This window comes from Bradyrhizobium sp. 2TAF36 (assembly GCF_052114925.1).
Taxonomy (GTDB): domain Bacteria; phylum Pseudomonadota; class Alphaproteobacteria; order Rhizobiales; family Xanthobacteraceae; genus Bradyrhizobium; species Bradyrhizobium barranii.
The window spans coordinates 51525-72288 of sequence record NZ_JBFRFR010000018.1; the positions used below are offsets into that span (position 1 = coordinate 51525).

Annotated in this window: 15 protein-coding genes; 2 read left to right on the forward strand and 13 right to left on the reverse strand. The window is 65.2% G+C overall.

All coding sequences use genetic code 11. The annotated features are described in order from the left end of the window. Positions 1-137: 137 nt before the first annotated feature. Positions 138-1877 carry a methyl-accepting chemotaxis protein gene (locus AB4Z51_RS12540; RefSeq protein WP_085403893.1) on the forward strand — a complete coding sequence of 580 codons (1740 nt, stop codon included), beginning with the start codon at positions 138-140 and terminating at the stop codon, positions 1875-1877. Between the two features lie 271 nt (positions 1878-2148). Here AB4Z51_RS12540 and AB4Z51_RS12545 read toward each other — a convergent pair whose 3' ends face one another. The 13 genes from AB4Z51_RS12545 to AB4Z51_RS12605 all read right to left on the reverse strand — a co-directional run bounded on the left by AB4Z51_RS12545 (position 2149) and on the right by AB4Z51_RS12605 (position 19564). Further along, positions 2149-2658 (reverse strand): AAA family ATPase, encoded by a 510-nt coding sequence (locus AB4Z51_RS12545; RefSeq protein ID WP_085403894.1) that lies wholly within the window; start codon positions 2656-2658, stop codon positions 2149-2151. Between the two features lie 147 nt (positions 2659-2805). Further along, the gene (locus AB4Z51_RS12550) at positions 2806-4260 is read right to left on the reverse strand and encodes a hypothetical protein (RefSeq protein WP_085403895.1); all 1455 of its coding nucleotides are present in this window, start codon (positions 4258-4260) and stop codon (positions 2806-2808) included. A 326-nt stretch (positions 4261-4586) separates the two neighbouring features. Next, positions 4587-5816: an acyl-CoA dehydrogenase family protein gene (locus tag AB4Z51_RS12555; RefSeq protein WP_441497493.1), complete on the reverse strand. Its 1230-nt coding sequence runs from the start codon at positions 5814-5816 to the stop codon at positions 4587-4589. A 357-nt stretch (positions 5817-6173) separates the two neighbouring features. Beyond that, positions 6174-7385: an ABC transporter substrate-binding protein gene (locus AB4Z51_RS12560; protein ID WP_041955751.1), complete on the reverse strand. Its 1212-nt coding sequence runs from the start codon at positions 7383-7385 to the stop codon at positions 6174-6176. A gap of 113 nt (positions 7386-7498) precedes the next feature. Continuing rightward, positions 7499-7723: a hypothetical protein gene (locus tag AB4Z51_RS12565; RefSeq protein WP_014496835.1), complete on the reverse strand. Its 225-nt coding sequence runs from the start codon at positions 7721-7723 to the stop codon at positions 7499-7501. Positions 7724-7815: 92 nt separating this feature from the next. Next, the gene (locus AB4Z51_RS12570) at positions 7816-8391 is read right to left on the reverse strand and encodes an HdeD family acid-resistance protein (protein WP_014496836.1); all 576 of its coding nucleotides are present in this window, start codon (positions 8389-8391) and stop codon (positions 7816-7818) included. A gap of 129 nt (positions 8392-8520) precedes the next feature. After that, entirely contained in the window at positions 8521-10044 is a 1524-nt protein-coding gene (locus AB4Z51_RS12575; RefSeq protein ID WP_085403897.1) for an FAD-dependent oxidoreductase, read from the reverse strand. Positions 10045-10076: 32 nt separating this feature from the next. Continuing rightward, positions 10077-10703 carry a GTP cyclohydrolase I FolE gene (folE, locus tag AB4Z51_RS12580; RefSeq protein ID WP_071915711.1) on the reverse strand — a complete coding sequence of 209 codons (627 nt, stop codon included), beginning with the start codon at positions 10701-10703 and terminating at the stop codon, positions 10077-10079. Between the two features lie 126 nt (positions 10704-10829). Continuing rightward, positions 10830-11720: an alpha/beta fold hydrolase gene (locus AB4Z51_RS12585; protein ID WP_085403898.1), complete on the reverse strand. Its 891-nt coding sequence runs from the start codon at positions 11718-11720 to the stop codon at positions 10830-10832. A gap of 111 nt (positions 11721-11831) precedes the next feature. Continuing rightward, complete coding sequence (locus tag AB4Z51_RS12590; protein ID WP_085403899.1) at positions 11832-12659, reverse strand: metal-dependent phosphohydrolase; 828 nt, start codon at positions 12657-12659, stop codon at positions 11832-11834. Between the two features lie 207 nt (positions 12660-12866). After that, positions 12867-13745 carry a transglutaminase family protein gene (locus tag AB4Z51_RS12595; protein WP_085403900.1) on the reverse strand — a complete coding sequence of 293 codons (879 nt, stop codon included), beginning with the start codon at positions 13743-13745 and terminating at the stop codon, positions 12867-12869. Continuing rightward, a complete protein-coding gene (locus tag AB4Z51_RS12600; protein ID WP_135214867.1) occupies positions 13742-16267 on the reverse strand; it encodes a circularly permuted type 2 ATP-grasp protein in 2526 nt (841 codons plus the stop codon). The genes AB4Z51_RS12595 and AB4Z51_RS12600 overlap by 4 nt, the downstream gene beginning before the upstream one ends. Positions 16268-16294: 27 nt before the next feature. Then, positions 16295-19564 carry a transglutaminase family protein gene (locus AB4Z51_RS12605; RefSeq protein ID WP_354075227.1) on the reverse strand — a complete coding sequence of 1090 codons (3270 nt, stop codon included), beginning with the start codon at positions 19562-19564 and terminating at the stop codon, positions 16295-16297. A gap of 263 nt (positions 19565-19827) precedes the next feature. On the opposite strand from AB4Z51_RS12605, the gene AB4Z51_RS12610 reads away from it, so the two are divergent. Then, a complete protein-coding gene (locus tag AB4Z51_RS12610) occupies positions 19828-20754 on the forward strand; it encodes a lipase family protein (protein WP_161495909.1) in 927 nt (308 codons plus the stop codon). The last annotated feature ends 10 nt before the right edge of the window (positions 20755-20764 follow it).

The following is a 20764-nucleotide window of genomic DNA, read 5'->3' on the forward strand; positions in this document are numbered from 1 at the left end:
ACCTTTCTTTCGACTAAGGACGAAGGGGCCGGGCCACGGCGTTAAGACGGCGTCCATCTTCATTCTGCATAGTTTTGCATCAATTTTATACGACCGCGCTCTCCGGCCACTGCCGGCCATTGGGGCCTCTGAAAAGCATGACAACCGACCGATCTGGGAATGCCACGGGGGTGGCAGGCCGTTTCACGCTTGCGACCAAGCTCTACGCGATCTTCGCGCTGTTCGCGCTGCTCACGGCGGCGATCGCGACGCTGTCCGACTACAACAGCCGCCGCAGCGCCGAGTTGACGAGCGCGATCGAGACGGCGAACGCCGCCGCGCTCAATGTCGAGCGAGTCAACTCGCTGGTCTACGCGGTCGTGATGGAATCGCGCGGCGTCTACATGTCGACCGAACCGGCCGTCGTGAAGAAATACGGCGAAGGCCTGCTCAAGTTCAACGCCCAGATCCTGGACGTCGTGAAGCGCTGGGAGACCATCGTCAAAGCCGACGATGCCGAGCAGTTCGCCACGTTCAAGAAGCGCATCGAGCAGTTCGTCGAGTTCCGCAAGGAGCTGGTGCGCCGCGGCGTCGAGATCAATGCGGCCGCGGGCCGCGAATGGGGCGACAACGACGCCAATCGCGCCGTGCGCTCGGCGCTGAACAAGGATCTCGAGGCACTGTACAAGGTCTATGCCGAACGCGCCAGACAGATCGCGCAAGAGACCGAGACCAATCGCACCCTCTCCTTCGTGCTGACCTGCCTCGGCGGCGTCGCGCTGGCCCTCGTCGTGATCGGCATCGTCATCATCGCCCGCTCGATCGCCCGTCCCCTCTCCGCCATCACCGCGACCATCGAGCAGGTCGCGGACGGCGCCGAGAATGTCGTGGTACCGCACTCTGACCGCGCCGACGAGATCGGCGCGCTGGCACGCGCCATCCAGATCTTCCAGGACGCGATGGGCCGCAACCGCAATCTCGCCTCGCAGGTCTCGCAGGACTCCGCCGCGCGCGAGCAGCGCGCCCGCCACATCGAGCAATCCGTCGACGCGTTTCGCGAGGCGATCGGCGCGATCATGCGCGGCCTCAGCGACAACGCCTCTGTCATGCGCGAGACCGCGCAGACGATCACCCGCGTCACAGCGGATGCCAACAGCCGCGCCGGCACCGCGGCGAACGCCACCGAGCAGGCCTCGCACAACGTCACCGCGGTGGCAGGCGCAGCCGAGGAGCTGTCGGCGTCGGTGGTGGAGATCGGCCGCCAGGTCCGGCAGTCCGCAAGCGCGGTCGAGCAGACCGGTCAGCGCACCGAGAAGTCGATCTCCGAGATCGAAAGCCTCGCGGCCGCCACCCAGCGCATCGACGGCGTGCTCAACCTGATCCAGGCCATCGCCGAGCAGACCAATCTGCTCGCGCTCAACGCCACCATCGAAGCCGCGCGCGCCGGTGACGCCGGCCGCGGCTTTGCCGTCGTTGCGCACGAAGTGAAGGCGCTGGCGGGTCAGACCGCCAAGGCGACCGCCGAGATCGGCGAGAACGTCTCGATGATCCAGGCGTCCACCCGCAACGCGGTCGATGCCGTGCGCGAGATCGGCGGCGCCGTGCGCGAGATCAGCGACGTCACCTCGGCAATCGCCGGCGCCATCGGCCAGCAGGACACCGCCACGCGCGAGATCTCGTCCAACGCCCAATCGGCCGCGCAGGGCAACGAGACCCTGGTCGCCAACATCACCTCGCTGCGCGACGCCATCGGCGAGACGGACACGGCGGCAGCCTCCGTGCTGACGGCGGCGAGCAGCCTCACGGAGACGGCGGACACGCTGTCGCGCGAGGTGGAAAAGTTCTTCCAGAACCTGCGTTCGGGAGCGGCCGACAGCCGTATCGCCAAAGCGGGATGATGAAGGCGAAATGATCCGGCGCACCGCGGCGCCATGAGGCCGGCGGCAGGCCTGCCAGAACCAAAACTGAAAAACAACCCCATGCACAGTAGCCGGGGCCAGCGATATCAATGGCTTGGCTTCGCGCTCGGATGACTACTGATTTTACGAAATCGCTTTGACTCGTCGGGCAAAACACTGGCATGATGTCATCGTGGCGGCGTCAGGCGCCATGGATGAGCTGGGTCAGCTTCAGTAGACTTGTGTTTGCGGAAGGAGGCGCCAGAAGCGGCTACCGACGGTCAAGCAGGCCGAGCGCTTCTTCCACGCACTGCTCGAGACTGCGCCGTGCTGTGTCGACCGTAAAATGATCGCGCTCCCACGGAGCGTACGCTCGGCCGGCGACCGCATTCCAGCCGGGCAACGACAGCCCGGCAATGTCGGTCGATCTCGTCTCAATCCTGCGTCGGTGCTCGTCTGCATCGCTGCACGCCACCTCGATCCAGGCGATCTCGGCGCCAGCCTTTCGCGCAGCGATTTGCCAGCCTTCCCGCGCCTCCTCGCAATCATTGACGCAGTCGGCAATCACGTCCAGGCCGAGGGCGAGGTTGTCTGTCGCGACGGCCTGAGCGGCGCGATAGGTCCAGTCCAGCAGATCAGCCGGTGCAGTACCGGATGCCCAGATCGCTTGATCCATCGAATCGATCCGCAGCCAGGCGGCTCCGGTACGCCGCGCCAGAACCCGGGCAATGCTTGACTTGCCGACCCCCGGCAAACCAGCAAGCGTGATGAGTCTCGCCATTGCACACCCGAATTGCGTTGGACCGGCCCCTTAGGGACGTGACGTCGGCCACCACGAATAAGCGGCCAAGCAAACGAAAGCGGCTATTAGCCACTGCAGCCCGGCAAGCACTGCCATCGACAGCTCACATCGAGCGAGACGGGACTATCATTCCGAGCCGGATGGATCGACCAAGATGCGAACGCGGCCGTCGGCATCCGCGACTTCACGATAACGGCTCAACTCCGCCTTGAGGTCGGGATCCGAATTGGCCCAGGCCAGCCAATCGAACGGCATTGAGCTCAGCAGATAGGTATCCACGAGAATCACATTCGGCCGACCGGCCCGCAGGTCCGCCAACAGCAGCCGCCGCTCGAAATTGATGATGCCGTCCAGTTTCGCTCGCTCACCCTCAGGCAGTTGCGAGCTCTTCTGTTGGAGCATTGAGCCGGCCGCCAACGCCTGCCCACACGTGTTGCCCGCCCAGGTCGCATTGATCTGACGGACGAGCGGATGCCCGAGAGCGACGTGATCGCCGATCGTGATCAGCCGCGGATGCTTTGCAAGGGCCAGGATACGCCCCTCCAGTGGCGGGAACGGCCGCACCTGAAGGGACAAACGGGAGCCGATGCACACAATCGCAGCAAGGGCGCAGATCATGACAGGCAGGCGCAACGTCTTCGTGCGAGCCTGCAGCAATGGCGCGGCACTCGCAAACATGCAAAGCGCAAATGCCGTGTAGGTCCAGCCCTTACCCTGGATGATGAAACTCGCCGCTCCGCCAACCGCTGCGGCCAGCCACGGCGTTGCGCCGCCTTCCCATTTGAAGTCCTGCGGCGCCAACAGGCGCACGAGGCCGACGGAAGCGACCAGCATAACGGCCGGGAAAAAAAGCAGATCGCCGAAATCCATCCTCAATGGCACATAAGCGGCAGTAACCATCGGGGCAAAGGTCAACAGATAAGCCGGAAAGAAGATGGCGAGCACCGCTCCATAGCCGATCACGACAGCAGCGGCCGCACACGCTTCGGGTGTGAACAAGGGTTTGATGGAGCGTTGACGGAGGACGCAGAGGATGATCGGCAGGCCGACCACGAGGGTAAGGTAGGGCTTCAGGCTCATGCCCAACCCGGCACCCAGTCCCGCCAGGATCGCAACCGGTCCGGGCGCAAGCCCGCGCCAGCGGATCGCAGCGATGGCGACGAAAGGCGTCATCGCAATGACGGCGATGTGTTCACGCTGTCCGAATACGGCGCTGGGAAAAATTGCGAACAGGAATGCTAGCACGCACGCCGTAATGCTCCTCTCGTCGGCTTCCAGCTTTGCCGCCGCAGCGGCACGATCGATGATGACGAGTGCGGCAACGATCTCGATCATCACCAGGATGATCACGATGATCTCGGGGGCAATGCCGGTGATGCGCGCAAGCTGCAACGCCGGCATGTACAAATAGACCGACAGCGGCGGATTCAGTTCGAAGACGTCGACGCCGAGCTTTCCGCCATCGAGAACTTTCTCGCCTTCGGTCAGCAGGCAGCTCAAATCCGCGTTGAGAACGACAGGCATTTGAACGAGCAAGGCCATCAGCAGGATCGCCGACACGATGATCCAGCGGTAGCTCATGCTAAACGTGCTTCCTGACATGGCCAGGGGCGTGACCGCCTCTTTTGACGCCGGCAAAGGCCCTCTCCTCGAACGGAAGCGGTCTGTTCTCTCTCACCCGTGCGCGAACCTGCCGCTGCGCGTACTCAGCGCCACTTTCAATCGAGAGTCGTTACTATTGTGCTACAATGATCTGAAACAATACGGTAACGACCTGAAACAGTGCCGTTTCATGGTTAAATGTCAGGTCGAATGGCGAGACGCCGGGGTTGCGCGCGGCATCCTGCGCGCCGCTATGAGCGTTCATCCCACATCAAGGTGCACGCGCTCCTGGAGAGGGTCAGGCCCTACCCCATCACTCCGCCGCGCTTGATCAGCTCCTTGCCGACCGCGGCAAGGTGCACCTGGTCGGGGCCGTCGCCAATGCGGATGAAGCGGGCATAGACGTAGGCGCGGGCGAGGAAGGTGTCCTGCGAGACGCCGGCGGCGCCGTGGATCTGGATGGCGCGGTCGATGACGCGAGCGGCCATGCTGGGCACCACGATCTTGGCGGCGGCGATCAGGTCGCGCGCGGCCTTGTTGCCTTCGCGGTCCATCTTGTCGGCGGCCTGCAGCGTGAGGAGCCGCGCCTGCGCGATCTCGCAGAAGGAGTGCGCAATGTCCTCGCGCACCGAACCCTGGTCTGCGAGCGGCTTGCCGAAGGCTGTGCGCGACACCGAGCGCTGGCACATCAATTCCGGCGCACGCTGGGCGCAGCCGATCAAGCGCATGCAGTGATGGATGCGGCCGGGGCCGAGCCGGCCTTGCGCGATCTCGAAGCCGCGGCCCTCGCCGAGCAGGATGTTCTCGGCCGGCACACGGACATTCTCGTAGACGATCTCGGGATGGCCGACCGGCGCGTCGTCGTAGCCGTAGGTCAGCATGTCGCGGACGATGCGCACGCCGGGCGTCGCCTTGGGCACCAGGATCATGGATTGCTGGCGATGGCGGTCGGGATCGTCGGGCGCGGTCTTGCCCATCACGATCAGGATCTCGCAATCCTCATTCATCGCGCCTGACGTGAACCATTTGCGGCCGTTGATGACGTAGTCGCCGCCGTCGCGCTTGATCTCGCACTGGATGTTGGTGGCGTCGCTGGAGGCGACCTGCGGCTCCGTCATCGAGAAGCCGGAGCGGATGCGCCCCTCCAGCAGCGGCTTCAGCCAGCGCTCCTGCTGCGCCGGCGTGCCGTAGTTCGCCAGCACCTCCATGTTGCCGACATCAGGGGCCGAGCAGTTGAAGATTTCAGGCGCCCAGAGGATGCGGCCCATGATCTCCTTCACCGGCGCATATTCGAGATTGGTGAGGCCAGTGTTGTCAGGGTCTTGGCCGTGCTCGCCTGACAGGAACAGGTTCCAGAGCCCCTGCTCGCGTGCCAGCCGCTTCAGGTCCTGGAGGACCTGCGGCGTCTTGTAGCGCGCGGCCTCCGGCTTGACCTGCTCGTAATAGAGCTCCTCGACCGGCTCGACATGCGCAAGCATGAACTGGCGAACGCGTTCCTGCAGCTCCAGCGAACGGGCGGAGTGTTGAAAGTCCATGGTGGTCTCCTGTTCGCTGCGCTTAGCTCTTCCCTTCTCCCCTTGTGGGAGAAGGTGGCGCGAAGCGCCGGATGAGGGGTTGTATCCACTCGCACAAGCAGTCGTGAGGAGAGACACCCCTCACCCGGCTGCGCTTCGCGCATCCACCCTCTCCCACAAGGGGAGAGGGGGCACCGTCTGTGTGGCCGCTTTGCTAGCGGTGTCGTAGGGTGGGCAAAGCGACTTGTCCGCCGTAGCTCGAAGAGCGAAGGCGGAAGCGTGCCCACGTTTCTGTTTCGGTGTTGGATCGGTGGTGGGCACGGCGCAAGTGCGCCTTTGCCCACCCTACGATTCCGAGTTCGCGGAGAGAACGCCCCCTCACGTCCCGCGCAAGAGCTCGCTCGCCACGATCCAGTCGTTGCCGTCGAACTGGAGCATATAGCCGTCCTTGATCGGGCGGAAATCCTGCGGTGTGGTGTTGAGGGTGATGCCGGGCATCAAGAGCGACAGCGGCACGTTCTTGAGGTTCGCCGCCTGCGCCATGATGTTCTCGCGCGTCAGATTGTCCTTGCACTGCTTGAGCAGGACGACCAGTGCCTCGGCGACGGTGTAGCCGTAGAGGCCGGCGACATTGTTGATGTCGGCATTGGGCAGGCGCTTCTTCATGAAGTCGATATAGGCCGTCATCGACGGGTCGTCCTTCGGCTGCTCGACAAACGGCTTGAGCGAGCCGAGCGACAGCACGCCCTTGCCGGCATCGAGGCCCGCAGGGACCATGACGGTCGCCTTGTTGGCGCAGCCGGAGGCGAGGAAGCGCGTCGGCTGCCAGCCGACCTCATGGGCCTTGCGGATCGCCTGCGCGCAGGCGCGCGGCGTCACCGAATAGATCATGAAGACATCAGCCTTGGTGTTGGCCAGCGTCAGCACCTGGGAATCGACGGTGGGATCGGTGACCTCGAAGCTCGAGGCCATCGCGAGCGCCTTGTCGGCGTCGGCACCAAGCGCTTCCTTGACACCGCGAAAATATTCCTTGCCGGCGTCATCGTTCTGATAGAGCACCGCGAAACGCGCGTTCGGGTTCTTGGCGCGGGCGTAAGCGACGTCGATCGCGGCCTCGCTGGTGTAGTTCGGCGCCCAGGGCAGCGCCATCGACCACGGCATGTTGGCGGGATCGTTCCACTTCGAGGCCGAGCTGATCAGGAACAGCTGCGGCACCTTGTTGCTGTTGAGGTATTTTGCGATCGCCGAGCTCGGCGCCGTGCCCATGGTCGCGAAGATGAAGGCGACGCCGTCGCCCTCGACCAAACGTCGCGCGGCTTCCATGGTCTTCGGCGGCGAGAAGGCGTCGTCGAGCGACAACAGGTTGAGCTTGCGGCCGTTGACGCCGCCCTTCTCGTTCACCTCATCGAAATAAGCGGAGATCACCCTGCCGGTGATGCCGAGCGGCGATGCGGGGCCGCTATAGGGCATGGTGTTGCCGATCTTGATCTCGGTGTCACTGACGCCGGGACCGTAGGACTTTTGCGCGGAGACGGGCGTGGACAGGCAGGCGGCAGCTAGCGCTGCGGCCAGGACCAAAGCGGCTCTCATGGTTTCTCCCCGGTGATGATCGTCCACGCGAGGCGACCGCGCGGCGTGCTGCTTTTTGCCAGCACGTCAGATCAGCGGAGTTCCGCAAGATGGTCTTGCGTCGAGTTGCTGGTTCATTCGACGTCTCGTTTGGAACCTGCGTATGAACGCCGCAGCAGGGCGAACAGGCTGCCGCCGGTCGCGGCTCCAACGAGATAGACAACGAGGGTTTGGAGCGCGAGCGGCAGACTGAGATTCATCTTGAAGAAGGAGATCGTGACCGTGTCGAGATTCTGCACGGCGAAGACGATGGTCGCTGCGGCGAAAAACACGATCACGGCAAGATGAAACCAGCGCATGACAATCCCTCAGCGTCGCCCGACGCGCGATGAAATCTGGATGAACCGTCATCGCGCTCTTGGGCGACCACGGTCCTTCTCCGGATCAAGCCTTAATGGCGCCGCCGCAGGCTAAAGCCCAGACTGACCCAGCCGGCGCCGGCCATGATCAGGTCGATGCCGAGGAACAGGCCGAGGATATAGACGCTGTTGACCGGCCAGCGCGCCAGGATCAAGAGCCCGAGCAGCAGGGTGATGACCGCAGACAGTGCCACCCACACCCACGGGCTTTCCCTTTTCATGCTGAAGGCGAGAAACAGCCTGACGGCGCCCGAGGCCAGCAGCGACGCGCCGAGGAACAAGGTAAGCAGCACCGCGGCGAACAACGGGTTCTCGAAGGTCAGGAAGCCCGCGACGATATAGAGCACGCCGAGCAAGGCCCAGATCAGGAACTTGCCCCAGCTCTTCATCTGGAACGCGCCGATCACCTCGGTGACCCCGGCGATGATCATCATCACACCAACCACGAGCACGCTCGCCACCGTCGCCATCATCATGCTGCCGAGCGCGATGAAGCCGGTGATGAGATAGACGACGCCGAGGGCGACGATCCAGCCCCACTTGGCGTGCAGCGCAGCAATGCCGGACCCAAGACCCAAGTTTGGAGACGTATCCGAAGCACTTGTCATGACGGCTACTCCTGCATGCGAAGTCCCAAGGCACATCTCAGGATAGCACGAGCCGCGCTGGGACAACAGCCAGTAGAGCAGCCCCCGCGGGAGCCCCCATTGACTTAAGTCAAGAGCGGACGGGGCGCCTCACGCGCGCGAGCGCTCCATGTCGAGCTCGGCCTTGAGACTATCGAGATCGCGATAGATCGAAGCAACCGCCAGCACGCGCCCGCCCTTGCGGTACTTCAGCAGGCAATCCCTGCCGTCGATGCTGCCGTCGGTCGCGATGTCGTCGAAGCTCTCGGCATGGCCGACATAGTTGATCGGAACGTCATAGTGCTGCGACCAGAAGAACGGCACGGCGTCGAAGCGTTCGCGCCTGCCGAGCATGTTGCGCGCCGCGGCCTGGCCCTGCCGCTCCGCCACCACCCAGTGCTCGACGCGGATGTTCTGGCCCGAATGGGGATCGGGCCAGCGCGCGATGTCGCCGGCCGCGAAGATGCCCGATGCGCTGGTCTCGAGATATTCGTTCACGCTGACGCCGCGATCGATGGCGAGCCCCGCCTGCTCGGCGAGCGCAAGGCGCGGCCTGACGCCGATCCCGACCACGACCAGATCGGCCTCGATCACGCTGCCGCTCTTCAGCGTGGCGCGTTTGCCCTCGAGTTTTTCCACGGTGTCCTCGAGGTGAAAGTGGACGCCGTTCTCTTCATGCAGCGCGCGGACGAAGTCGCCCATCTCGGGGCCGAGCACACGCTGCATCGGCCGCTTCTCGGGGGCAACCACATGCACCTCCAGCTTGCGCGCTCGCAAGGAGGCCGCGACTTCGAGGCCAATGAAGCTGGCGCCGATCACCAGCGCGCGCTTCGCGCTACCCGCCGCCTTGATGATGGCGCGGCTGTCGGCAACGGTGCGCAAGGTGTGCACGTGTGGCTGGTCCGCGCCCGGAATCTGCAATTTGACCGGCTCGGCGCCGGTCGCGAGCAGCAGCCGGTCGAACGGCAGCTTGTCGCCATTGCCGAGCGTGATGGTGCGCGCCTTCGGATCGATCGCTGCGACGTTCGTGTTGAGCCTGAGATCGATGCCCGCGTCCTGATAATAGTCCTCGCCCCGCAGCGGCAGCCAATCCTCGGGTGCACTGCCGGCGAGGTAATCCTTGGAGAGGTTCGGCCGGTCGACCGGCATCGCGCCATCATCGCTCAGCATGGTGATGGCGCCGGCAAAGCCCTCGCGCCGAAGCGTCTCGGCGGCCGCAAAGCCGGCCGCACCACCGCCGACGATGACGAATTTTTCCGGCGTCGGCGCGCTGCGATGTGACGCTGCAGGCTGCGGCATCTCGCGCTTGCGCTGAACCGAGATCCTGTCCTGGTCGCGCGTGACCTCCCAGACCGCCAGCGCGTTCAGCGCCGGCGGGCGGGTGGCTTCGCCCGTGCGCAAGGAGAAGCAGGCGTGATGCCAGGGGCAGCGGATCGTGTCGCCCACGACCAGCCCTTCGGCGAGCGGACCGTGATAGTGGCTGCAGGACGGCTCGATCGCGAAGACCTCGCCATCTGCGGCTACCAGTAGCACATCTTCCTCGCCGACATGGCCGAGCAGCTTGCCGTCCTCGAACGCGGTTAGCAACACGCCCCTGGTGAGGTCCGGCCCGCTCGGCGTCTTGTGCTCGGTCATGGTGTCGTCTCCTTCAGCTCGGCCCGCGCGGATCACGCGTCCGAATTGGCCAGCCCCAACAGCTCCTGGCGCGTCAACGCGTTGTCACGGAACACGCCCAGCATGCGGCTGGTGACGAGATCGGTCCCAGGCTTGTGCGCGCCACGCGTGGTCATGCAATGATGCGTCGCCTTGATGATGACGCCGACGCCTTCCGGCTTCAACACATCGTTGATCGTATTGGCGATCTGCGCGGTCATCTTCTCCTGGATCTGGAGGCGTTTTGCGTAGATATCCACCACCCGCGCGAGCTTGCTGATGCCGACGACGCGGCCCTGCGGGATATAGGCGACCCAGGCGCGGCCCACGATCGGCGCCATGTGGTGCTCGCAATGGCTTTCGAAGCGAACGCCGCGCAGGACGATCATCTCGTCATAGCCTTCGATCTCCTCAAAGGTCTTTTGCAGGATTTCGGTCGGATCCTGCGCATAGCCGGAAAAATACTCTGCGAAGGCGCGCGCAACCCGGTCCGGCGTGTCGTGCAGGCCGTCGCGGGCGGGATCGTCGCCCGCCCAGCGGATCATGGTCCGGACCGCCTGCTCGACCTCGGCCCTGCCAGGCCGTTCGCCCGGCAGCTGCGCCACCGCGACGCCCTCCAACCTGCGCGCATGTGAATTCATCAATAGCCTCCCTGCAATGGGCCGCGCACATCTGGCGGTCCCTCAGCTTGGACGGCTGCAATCGGAAAAGGTTCCCGAAGTCGCGAAAAATCGGGCGACCGGGCGGCGGGGCGGGAAAGCCGGGCTTTACGAGGCTGCTTTCCGCACGTCGAGCACAGCGCGCGCCCATTCGGCAGGCCGCTCCTGCGGCAGGTTGTGGCCGGCTCCAGCGAAGACACGCCGTTCGAACACGCCTTCGAATTTGGGCGCATGATGGGCGGTGCCGGGATTGACGCCGTCGCTGTCGCCGTCGACCGCGATCGTCGGGACACGGACCGGCGGCTGCGCGGCGAGCTTGGCCTCGATCGCGGCATAGGCGGGATCGCCTTCGACCAGCCCATAGCGATGACGGTAGGAGTGGATCACGACATCGACGAAATCAGGATTGTCGAACGCCACCGCACTCGTTTCGAACGTCGCGTCGTCGAAGCCCCATTTCGGCGACCACATCGCCCAGAGCTGGCGCGCAAAGCCGCGCCGGTTGCGCTCCAGCGCGCGGCGGCCGCGCTCGTTGTGGAAGAGATATTGATACCAGAGCGCCGCCTCCTCCGGTGGCGAAGCCGGCTCCATCGCACGCGCGATGTTCTGGATGTTGTAGGAATTGCCGGAGACGAGGGCGATCACGCGCTCGGGATGCAGCACCGAGACCACGCAGGCCGCGCGTCCGCCCCAATCGTAACCGCCGACGACCGCGCGTTCGATGCGAAGCGCATCCATGAAAGCCAGCAGATCGGCGCCGAGCGCCGCCTGCTCACCGGAGCGCAGCGTCGCTGCGGACCGGAACCGCGTCGGCCCGTAGCCGCGCAGCCAGGGCACAAGCACCCGCGCGCCGGCTTCCGCGATCAGCGGCGCGGTCTCGGCATAGGCGTTCACATCGTAGGGAAAGCCGTGGCCCATGATGCAGGGCCAGCCATCCGGTGCGCCGTATTCGAGATAGGCGATGTCGAGGATATCCGTGGCGATGGTTTTTTGTTGCATGATTTGCTCACGGAGTTGAGAGGCCGTAGCCTGGATGGAGCGCAGCGCAATCCGGGATTCGCGGATACAGGCGTCCCCGCATTCCGCTTCGCTCCATGCGGGCTACGGGGGCTATTTCTGCGGGCCAGACAGCGAGATCTCGCGTTCGGCGCGGAACACGTTGCTGTAGAGATTGGCGATCCACTGCCGGCCGATCTCGGTCTTGTTGAGGTAGCCGATCTCGGTCTGAATGTGCGGTGCGACGCTGTTCCAGTAGAATTGTGGATAGCGGTTCACGATGTCGGCGGGCGAGTCGTAGCCGAGCTGGCGATTGATGCCGACCTCTTCGAATTCGTAATAGAGCGCGTTGGCCTTGCGCAGATAGTTGGGATCGCCGAGCTGGCCGATGAAATCGGCGGCACGCAGGATCGAGGCTTCGTCGTCGTACTCCTGGCCTTCGCGGGCCGGGAAGCGAGTGCCCTCGATGGCGCTGGCGATGCGTTCCGGGTCCAGCCCCGGGATATGCTGCAGCCGCCGCATGACATAGAGCTTCGACCGGTCGACATGATACATCATCAGGCTGGCATCCGAGGCGCCGCGCGGCAATGAAACCTTGGTGCCCGCCGCGTCGATCACGAAGCCGTCATTGTCATCCTCCTCGAACAGGCCCCGGGCATAGCCGATGTCGTGGGCGAGGCACGCGATCAGGATGTGGACGTAATCCGCGGCCTCGAGGTGGGTGTGGAGATATCGGCCGCTGAGGATGGAATGGCCCGCCAGGGTCACCAGCATCGTGTGCTCGACATTGTGGTAGAGCGCGTCGCTGTTGCCAATGCACTCCATCGCGGTGCGCGTCGCGCTCTCGACGATGTTCGCGGGAGACTCGCCGTACCTGCGACGCATGAACGAGCCCAGCACTTTCTCCAGGGATTCAGCCGCCAGTCTCGGTAACGTCATCATGGATGCAGCCCCGCTCGTCGGTGGTGTCCCACGCCAGCTCCCGACGTCTCATTTCGTGTCTTCGACGCAACGGCCAGCATAGCCCATCTTGGGCCAAGTGACCAAACGCCGGGACGAATTTACGGAAATATGTTGCTGTTGTGCCCTGCGACATCACGGTTGCAGTCGGGGCGCGACACAGCCTGGCCGGGCCCGTCAAGACCGCTTTTATTCCACCAGCAGCACGTCCACGGCGACGCCGAGCTTCTGCTTCGGCGAGCCGACGATGATGCCGTCGACCGGCGAGACGTCGGAAAAGTCGCGGCCGACCGCGAGCACGATGTGATCGTTGGCGACCAGCAAATCATTGGTCGGATCGAAATCGACCCAGCCAAGCTCAGCCCCACACCACAGCGACACCCAGGCATGGGTGGCATCGGCGCCCTGCAAACGCGGCTGGCCCGGCGGCGGAATGGTACGGAGATAGCCGCTGACATAGGCAGCCGGAAGGCCGAGCCCGCGTAGCCCTGCGATCATCACATGGGCAAAGTCCTGGCAAACGCCGTGGCGCTTGTCGAAGACCTCGCCAAGCGGCGTCGAGATCACCGTCGCCTTCGGATCGTAGCGGAATTCGGTGCGGATGCGATGCATGAGATCGGTCGCACCGGCGAGGATCCCTGCGCCTGGCGCAAAGCTCGTGGCCGCATAGGCGCTGACGGGGTGCAGCACCGGCACCAGCGGGCTCGCGAAGACGTAGCCGACCGGCGAGGACGGCCCGAGGCTCGTTGCTTCAAACGCGATGTCGCGGATGCTTTCCCAGGGCGGGCTGACGGCATCGCGCGCCGGCGATTTGCGCGAGACGGACACGCGCGAGCGCGAGTCGATGCGCAAGTTTCGGTGCGCGGTTTCGATCACGACGCTCTCGGTGAGCGTGCCGAAGAAGTCGCGGCGGACGTGGCGCTCGGACGGGCGCGGCCGGATCTCGACCCTGTGCGAGATCAGCTCCTGACCGTCGCCGCTCTTCGGCTCCAGCCGCAGCGTGCAGCGGGCAAAGCTGACCGGACTCTCGTATTCGTAAGTCGTGACGTGACGGATGTCGTAGATCACGCCAGCCCCGTCAGCTTTTCCGGCCGGCTCGCATTGGGGCCGTGCGGGAAGTAGTGCAGCCCGATCGCCTCGGCGAGGCTGAGCAGGTCCTGCTCCAGCGAGAACAGGGTCTTGACCTCGAGCTTCTCGGCTTCCGCGGTGGCCAGCATGGACTGCACCGCCACCGCGAGCCGCTGCGGCTGCTCGATCAGGCCGTGCTCCTTCAGGCTCGGGAGCGAAGCGATGTGCTCGTTCAGCGTCGTCACCTGGAACGCGACCGAACGCGGATTGTAGCTGTCGAGCACGGCGAGATCGCGCACCGGCGCCAGGATCGGCGCCAGCAGATAGCGCGAGCGGTAGGTGATCTGGGAATCCACCAGCGTCAGCAGGATATCGAGGTCCTCGTCGCAGGCCTCGTCATAGGCGAACTGGCGCGCGAAGCGCGTGGTGTTGATGGCGCGCTCGGTGCGGCGGCCGATATCGAGGAAGCGCCAGCCGGCGGCGCGGTTCATGTTCTCCTGCGCCAGCCCCGCCAAGCTCGCAAGCTCCTGCAAGGTCAGTTCGGCCGCACTCAGCACGTCGTCGTCGTCCTCGACCTCGTAGGCGAGGCGATCGGCCATCTCGGTGATGACCTGCCAGGCGTCGGGCGACAGCCGCTCGCGCAAGGATGTCGCCGTGCGCTGCGCCGCGCGCACCAGCGACAGCGCCGAGCCGAAACGCTCCGGGCTCTGCAGTGCTTCGGCGACGATGCGCCCCGGCGCCGTGCGCGAGGCCTGCGAGATCGCGCCCCACGCCACCAGCAGGCGCTGGATGCGGTCGGCCGATTGCAGCGAGGCAGCGGTGCCCTTGTTGGGCCCGCTCGGCGAACCCAGCGCGCGCACCAGCCGCAGCGTTGCCTCGGCGCGTTCGAGATAGCGGCCGAGCCAGAACAGATTGTCCGCGGCGCGGCTCGGCAGCACGCCGGCGATGCGGCGGATCCGCACCTTGTCGGTCGCGGGCAGCAGCGTCGCGATCGAGACCTTCTTGTCCGAGACCACCCAGACGTCGGCGGCGCGCGCGCCGTCGCCCATCGACACCGCGCGCGCGTCCGCCTGCTCGGCGATCCGGCAGAAGCCGCCGGGCATGATAGCCCAGCCGTCGGCCGTCGCGGCCGCGAACACGCGCAGCACGAAGGGACGCGGCGTGAGCTGGCCCTGCTCCCACACCGGCATGGTCGAAAGCCGCACCATCTCCTGGCCGACATAGTCCATGCCGCGCGCGCTGATGGCGTCGACGAGACGCTGGCGCCCGGCGGCGTCGAGCTCACTCGCGAGCACCGGGCCATTGCTGTCGAAGCCGGGAACGCCGCGGCGATAGGCGCCCTCGATCGCGACCTCGTCGAGCCGTGACAACACCTCGTCGCGCGCGTTGCGCTGGCCGCACCACCAGGTCGCGATATGCGGCATCTTGAGCTCTTGCCCGAGCAGGCGGCGGCTCAGGGCCGGCAGGAAGCCGAGCAGCGCGCGCGCCTCCAGCACGCCCGAGCCCGGCATGTTGGCGACGACGACGCCGTCCTTGCGCAGCACGTCGATCAGGCCGGCCACGCCGAGATGCGAGGAGGCATCGAGCTCGAGCGGATCGAGCGAGTTGGAATCGACCCGGCGCAAGAGCACGTCGAGCCGCTTGAGGCCGGCGACGGTGCGGATGTGGATACGGTTGTCGCTGACGGCGAGATCGTCGCCCTCGACCAGCAGAAAGCCGAGATAGCGCGCCAGGGTTGCGTGCTCGAAATAGGTCTCGCTGAAGCTGCCCGGCGTGAGCACGCCGATGCGCGGCTCGTCGCGATCGGCGCGCGCACGCAGGCTGTCGCGAAACGCCTCGAAGAACGGCGCGACGCGCGGCACGTTCATCGACTTGTAGAGATCGGAGAAGGCGCGCGAGAGCACCAGGCGGTTCTCCAGCGCATAGCCCGCGCCTGAGGGCGCCTGCGTGCGGTCGCCGAGCACCCACCAGCGCCCGTCGGGTCCGCGGCCGACATCGGCGGCATAGAGCGAGAGATAGCGCCCGCCCGGCGGCGGCACGCCACAGACGGGACGGAGATATTCGGGACTGCCGGCGATCGCGGCGGCCGGCAGCGCGCCTTCCGCGACCAGCCGCCCCTCGCCATAGATGTCGCGCAGCACGAGCTCGAGCAGCTCGGCGCGCTGGGTGATGCCGGCGGACAGCTGCTTCCAGTCGGCCTCGTCGATCAGCAGCGGCAGATGGCTGATCGACCACGGCCGATCGGCGCTGTCGCCGGGCGCACGGTAGGTGACGCCGGCCTCGCGCAAATGGCGGTCGGCCATGCCGAACCGCCGTTCGATCTCGTCCGGCGCGAGCGCGCCGAAGGCGTCGAAGAAGCGGCTCCAGACCGCGCGGGGGGCGCCGTCGGGCCCCAGGAACTCGTCGGGGATGCCGGGCAGGCGGCTATAGTCGCGGACCCATTGCGCGAGGCGGCGCTGGCCTTCGCGCTGACCTCGCGCCTTACCCGTCTTGTCGTCCTGCTCGGCTGCGCCCTCGCCCATGCGCCTCTCCCTGCCCCACCATCATTCTCATTGCAGGAGCGGGGTCCGCAAGTCGAGGGTCAGCGGAAACTCATTTGTGCGTTCCTCGGGCGGGGGCTGCATCGGACCCGGCGTATGGCCGTGGTCCTGAAAGCGCGCCAGCCGCCGCGCCTCGGCCTCGTAGGTGTTGACGGGCTTGGTGTCGTAGCTGCGCCCGCCGGGATGGGCGACGTGATAGACGCAGCCGCCCAGCGAGCGGCCGTTCCAGGTGTCGATCAGGTCGAAGGTCAGGGGCGCGTGAACGGGGATGGTCGGGTGCAGGCCGGAGGCCGGCTGCCAGGCCTTGAAGCGGACGCCGGCCACGGCTTCGCCCGAGCGACCGGTCGAGGTCATCGGCAGGCGGCGGCCGTTGCAGGTCACGATGTGGCGGCCCTCGACAAAGCCCTCAGCTTTCACTTGAAGTCGTTCGACCGAACTGTCGACGTAGCGCACCGTGCCGCCGGCCGAGCCCTCCTCRCCCAGCACGTGCCAGGGCTCCAGCGCCTGACGCAATTCCAGCGTCACGCCGCCATGATGGACGCGGCCGAAGGCGGGGAAACGGAATTCGAGCTGGGCCAGATACCATTCCGGCTCAAAGGGATAGCCGGACTGCTTCAACTCAGAAAGCACGTCAAGAAAATCCTGCCAGATGAAGTGAGGCAGCATGAAGCGATCATGCAGCGCAGTGCCCCAGCGCACGAACTTGCCTTGTTGCGGCTCGCGCCAGAATTTTGCGATCAGCGCGCGGATCAGCAACTGCTGCGCCAGCGACATGCGCGGATCGGGCGGCATTTCGAGCGCGCGGAATTCGACGAGGCCGAGCCGGCCAGTGGTGCCATCGGGCGAATAGAGCTTGTCGATGCAGATCTCGGCGCGGTGGGTGTTGCCGGTGATGTCGACGAGCAGGTGCCGGAACAGCCGGTCCACCAGCCACAGCGGCGTCTGGTAGCCCGGTGGCGGCACGTGCGAGAGCGCGATCTCGAGCTCGTAGATGCTGTCGTGCCGGGCTTCGTCGATGCGCGGCGCCTGGCTGGTCGGGCCGATGAACAGGCCGGAGAAGAAATAGGACAGTGACGGATGCCGCTGCCAGTACAGCACGAGGCTCTTCAAGAGATCAGGCCGGCGCAGGAACGGCGAGTCCTGCGGGCTGGAGCCGCCGACCACGACGTGGTTGCCGCCACCGGTGCCAGTGTGGCGGCCGTCGACCAGGAAGCGGTTGGCGCCGAGGCGTGTCTTGCCGGCGTCCTCATAGAGCCCGACGGTGATGTCGACCGCCTCGCGCCAGCTCTTGGCCGGCTGGATGTTGACCTCGATGACACCAGGGTCGGGCGTCACCTTGATCACCTCGATGCGCGGATCGAACGGCGGCGGATAGCCTTCGACGTGAACCTGGATCTGCATCTCCTCGGCGGTCGCTTCGAGGGCCGCGACCAGCTCGAGATAATCCTCGATGCGCTCCACCGGCGGCATGAAGGCGCAGAGCACGCCGTCGCGGACTTCGACCGACATCGCGGTGCGGACGGGGACGGACGTGTTGAGATGCTCGGGCGCGACCTGCGGCGGCGATTCCGGGCGCGCGGCGAGGGTGAACACCGGCAGCTTGCCCCGCGGCTCCAACGGATCCTGCTCGACGATGTAAGGATATTGGTTGGGCGGGATGTAGCCGAGCGAGCCGATCGGCAGGCGCAAGCCCAGCGGTGAATCGCCCGGCATCAGGAACAGATGATTGCGCCGGAGTTGCCAGCGCTCGCTGCGCCAGCGCGGCGGCGCGTTCCAGCGTTGCACCGGCAGCACGAAGCCACGCGGCGTGTTGAGGCCCTCGTCGAACACGCGCGCCATCCGCGCGCGGGCTTCGGGATCGGATAATTTGGAGTCGGACGGATCGACGTTGAGGGGAAGCTCGGCTTCCTTCTGGAGCCAGTACGCGGTGTCCTCATAGGCTGGGATGACGTAGCCGGGATCAAGTCCGAGCCGCGCCGCCGCGCCCTCCACGAATTCCTGGGCGTCCTTGACCTCGGCGCGCCGCGGATTCTCGATCCTGGCGATCAGATCGGCATTCTTCCAGATCGGTACGCCGTCCTTGCGCCAGTACAGGCCAAAGGCCCAGCGCGGCAGGCTTTCACCGGGATACCATTTGCCCTCGCCGAAGTGCAGCAGGCCACCCGGCCCGAAGCGCGTGTGCAAGCGGCGGATCAGATCGTCGGCGAGCGCGCGCTTGGTCGGGCCGACGGCCTCGGTGTTCCATTCCGCCGCTTCCAGATCGTCGACGGAGACGAAGGTCGGCTCGCCGCCCATGGTCAGCCGGACATCCTGCGCGGCGAGATCGCCGTCGACCTGCTCGCCGAGGTCATTGAGCCGCGTCCAGGATTCGTCGGAGAACGGCTTTGTAATGCGCGGCGCCTCGCGGATGCGCTTCACGCTCATGTCGAACTCGAACTCGACCTCGGCAAAGCCGGCGCCGCCGGAGATCGGCGCCGCCGAACGATAGTGCGGCGTGGCCGCAACCGGGATGTGCCCCTCGCCCGCGAGCATACCCGAGGTCGCGTCGAAGCCGATCCAGCCCGCGCCGGGCAAATAGACTTCGGCCCAGGCATGCAGGTCGGTAAAATCGTTCTCGACCTCTGGCGGTCCCTCGATCGGATCGATGTCGGGGCGTATCTGAATGAGATAACCGGAGACGAAACGGGCCGCGAGACCGAGATGACGGAAGGTCTGGATCAGGAGCCAGGCGGAGTCGCGGCACGATCCGGCACCGGAGGAGAGCGTCTCCTCCGGAGTCTGCACGCCGGGCTCCATGCGGATGATGTAACGGACGTGCTTTTGAAGCTCGCGATTGAGATCGACCAGGAAGTTGACGGTGTTCGGGGCTTCAGGCGGGATCGCGTCGAGAAATTTTGCGAACAGGCGATCGGGCTTGATGGTCTCGAGATACGGCGCGAGCTCGGTCTTCAGATCCTTCGAATACTCGAACGGAAAGCTGTCGGCATAAGGCTCGACGAAGAAGTCGAACGGGTTGACCACGGTCATCTGCGCCGTGAAATCGACCTCGAATTTCAGCTCGGTCGTCTTCTCCGGAAAGACGTAGCGCGCGAGCCAATTGCCCTGCGGATCCTGCTGCCAGTTCACGAAATGATTGGCCGGAGTGACCTTGAGCGAATAGCTCAGAACCGGCGTGCGCGTATGCGGCGCCGGCCGCAGGCGGATGGTCTGCGGGCCAAGATCGATCGGGCGGTCGTATTTGTAGTGCGTGACGTGGTGTAATGCGACGTAGATCGACACGGGGTGCGGTGCTCCAGCAGCTTTTTTGAGCAGAACACCGGTTCCGGGTGGGATCAAGCACTAACAACGGGCACGGGTTGCCTACGCCGCGGGCTGAATTGCGAGTTACACTTGCCGAAGTGATCTACCTATGATCGAATGAACCATTGCCTGCACAAGCCGCGCCCGACGCGCCGCTTTGCGCATGATGGACTCTCCCGTTCGTAATGGTTGCCGCGCAACGTCTCGACGCGTGGCGCGGCCTGAAAGAGGAGATGTTTCCGATGAGCTTTCTGGTCAGATTCCCGCGGGCTTCCTATCGCGCCGACGCGCTCGATGGTTTCACTGTCACTCCAGGTTTCACACCGGAAAACGCGCAAGCCATGATGTGGTTGTCGCAGCTCGCCTACGAGACCGACGACCGCGACAAGGTAGACAATATCCTGACGGCACTGGGGCTAGAGATGCGCGGCTTCGGTGCCGACACTCCCGCTACAGGTTTGGTACCGCCAAAAGCCCGCTTCATTGTCGCCGTCGGACGCGGCGCGACTTTCGTCACACTCTCCGGCACCGATCCGCTCAGTATCAAGGATTGGATCACCGACTTCACCCTCGCACCAAGTCAAAATGTTCTTCACAAGGGATTTGCCGAAGCCGTCGATGCAGTCCGATCAGACATCGAAGTCGCGATCAGGAGTGGCGGCGCCGGACAGCCGCTCTTCTTTACTGGACACAGCATGGGCGGCGCCTTGGCAAATATCTCAGCACTGCGGGCGTTGGATGCTGGCCTACGGGCAACCGCCATTTACACGTTTGGCGGGCCGCGAACCGGCGGTCAGGATTTCTTTGAAGCCTACGAGCCTCTCAGCGAAAGCACGTTCCGGCTCGTCAACGGTAACGACATCGTCCCGGCCGTTCCACCCAGCCTGCGAGGCAACTTCCGCCACGTCGGCCGAATGCTGCGTTGCGCGTCTGGCTCGACCTTCGCAGGTCAGGTGCCGGCGTCGAAAGAGGGAAACGACCCCAGCTTCAACCTAGTCGGGCTTGGTACCCTTCTTACCGGAGGCAATTTCCACCTGAAGATCCCAAGCATCGAGGAACTCCGCAACATCGACCCGCGGACGCTCGACCAATCCGACGTACTGCCCGGCTTCGTGCGCGACCATGTTCCGGCAAGCTACTTCCGGGCGTTGTCGGTCACCATTCCGTAACTGCCGCGTA

Excerpts from the sequence above, each read along its gene's own strand:
- AB4Z51_RS12610 (WP_161495909.1), top strand. The coding sequence starts at position 19,828 with ATGAGCTTTCTGGTCAGATTCCCGCGGGCTTCCTATCGCGCCGACGCG.
- AB4Z51_RS12545 (WP_085403894.1), bottom strand. The coding sequence starts at position 2,658 with ATGGCGAGACTCATCACGCTTGCTGGTTTGCCGGGGGTCGGCAAGTCA.
- AB4Z51_RS12590 (WP_085403899.1), bottom strand. The coding sequence starts at position 12,659 with ATGATGACGTTACCGAGACTGGCGGCTGAATCCCTGGAGAAAGTGCTG.
- AB4Z51_RS12565 (WP_014496835.1), bottom strand. The coding sequence starts at position 7,723 with ATGCGCTGGTTTCATCTTGCCGTGATCGTGTTTTTCGCCGCAGCGACC.
- folE (WP_071915711.1), bottom strand. The coding sequence starts at position 10,703 with ATGAATTCACATGCGCGCAGGTTGGAGGGCGTCGCGGTGGCGCAGCTG.
- AB4Z51_RS12560 (WP_041955751.1), bottom strand. The coding sequence starts at position 7,385 with ATGAGAGCCGCTTTGGTCCTGGCCGCAGCGCTAGCTGCCGCCTGCCTG.
- AB4Z51_RS12585 (WP_085403898.1), bottom strand. The coding sequence starts at position 11,720 with ATGCAACAAAAAACCATCGCCACGGATATCCTCGACATCGCCTATCTC.
- AB4Z51_RS12555 (WP_441497493.1), bottom strand. The coding sequence starts at position 5,816 with ATGGACTTTCAACACTCCGCCCGTTCGCTGGAGCTGCAGGAACGCGTT.
- AB4Z51_RS12600 (WP_135214867.1), bottom strand. The coding sequence starts at position 16,267 with ATGGGCGAGGGCGCAGCCGAGCAGGACGACAAGACGGGTAAGGCGCGA.
- AB4Z51_RS12550 (WP_085403895.1), bottom strand. The coding sequence starts at position 4,260 with ATGAGCTACCGCTGGATCATCGTGTCGGCGATCCTGCTGATGGCCTTG.
- AB4Z51_RS12540 (WP_085403893.1), top strand. The coding sequence starts at position 138 with ATGACAACCGACCGATCTGGGAATGCCACGGGGGTGGCAGGCCGTTTC.
- AB4Z51_RS12575 (WP_085403897.1), bottom strand. The coding sequence starts at position 10,044 with ATGACCGAGCACAAGACGCCGAGCGGGCCGGACCTCACCAGGGGCGTG.
- AB4Z51_RS12570 (WP_014496836.1), bottom strand. The coding sequence starts at position 8,391 with ATGACAAGTGCTTCGGATACGTCTCCAAACTTGGGTCTTGGGTCCGGC.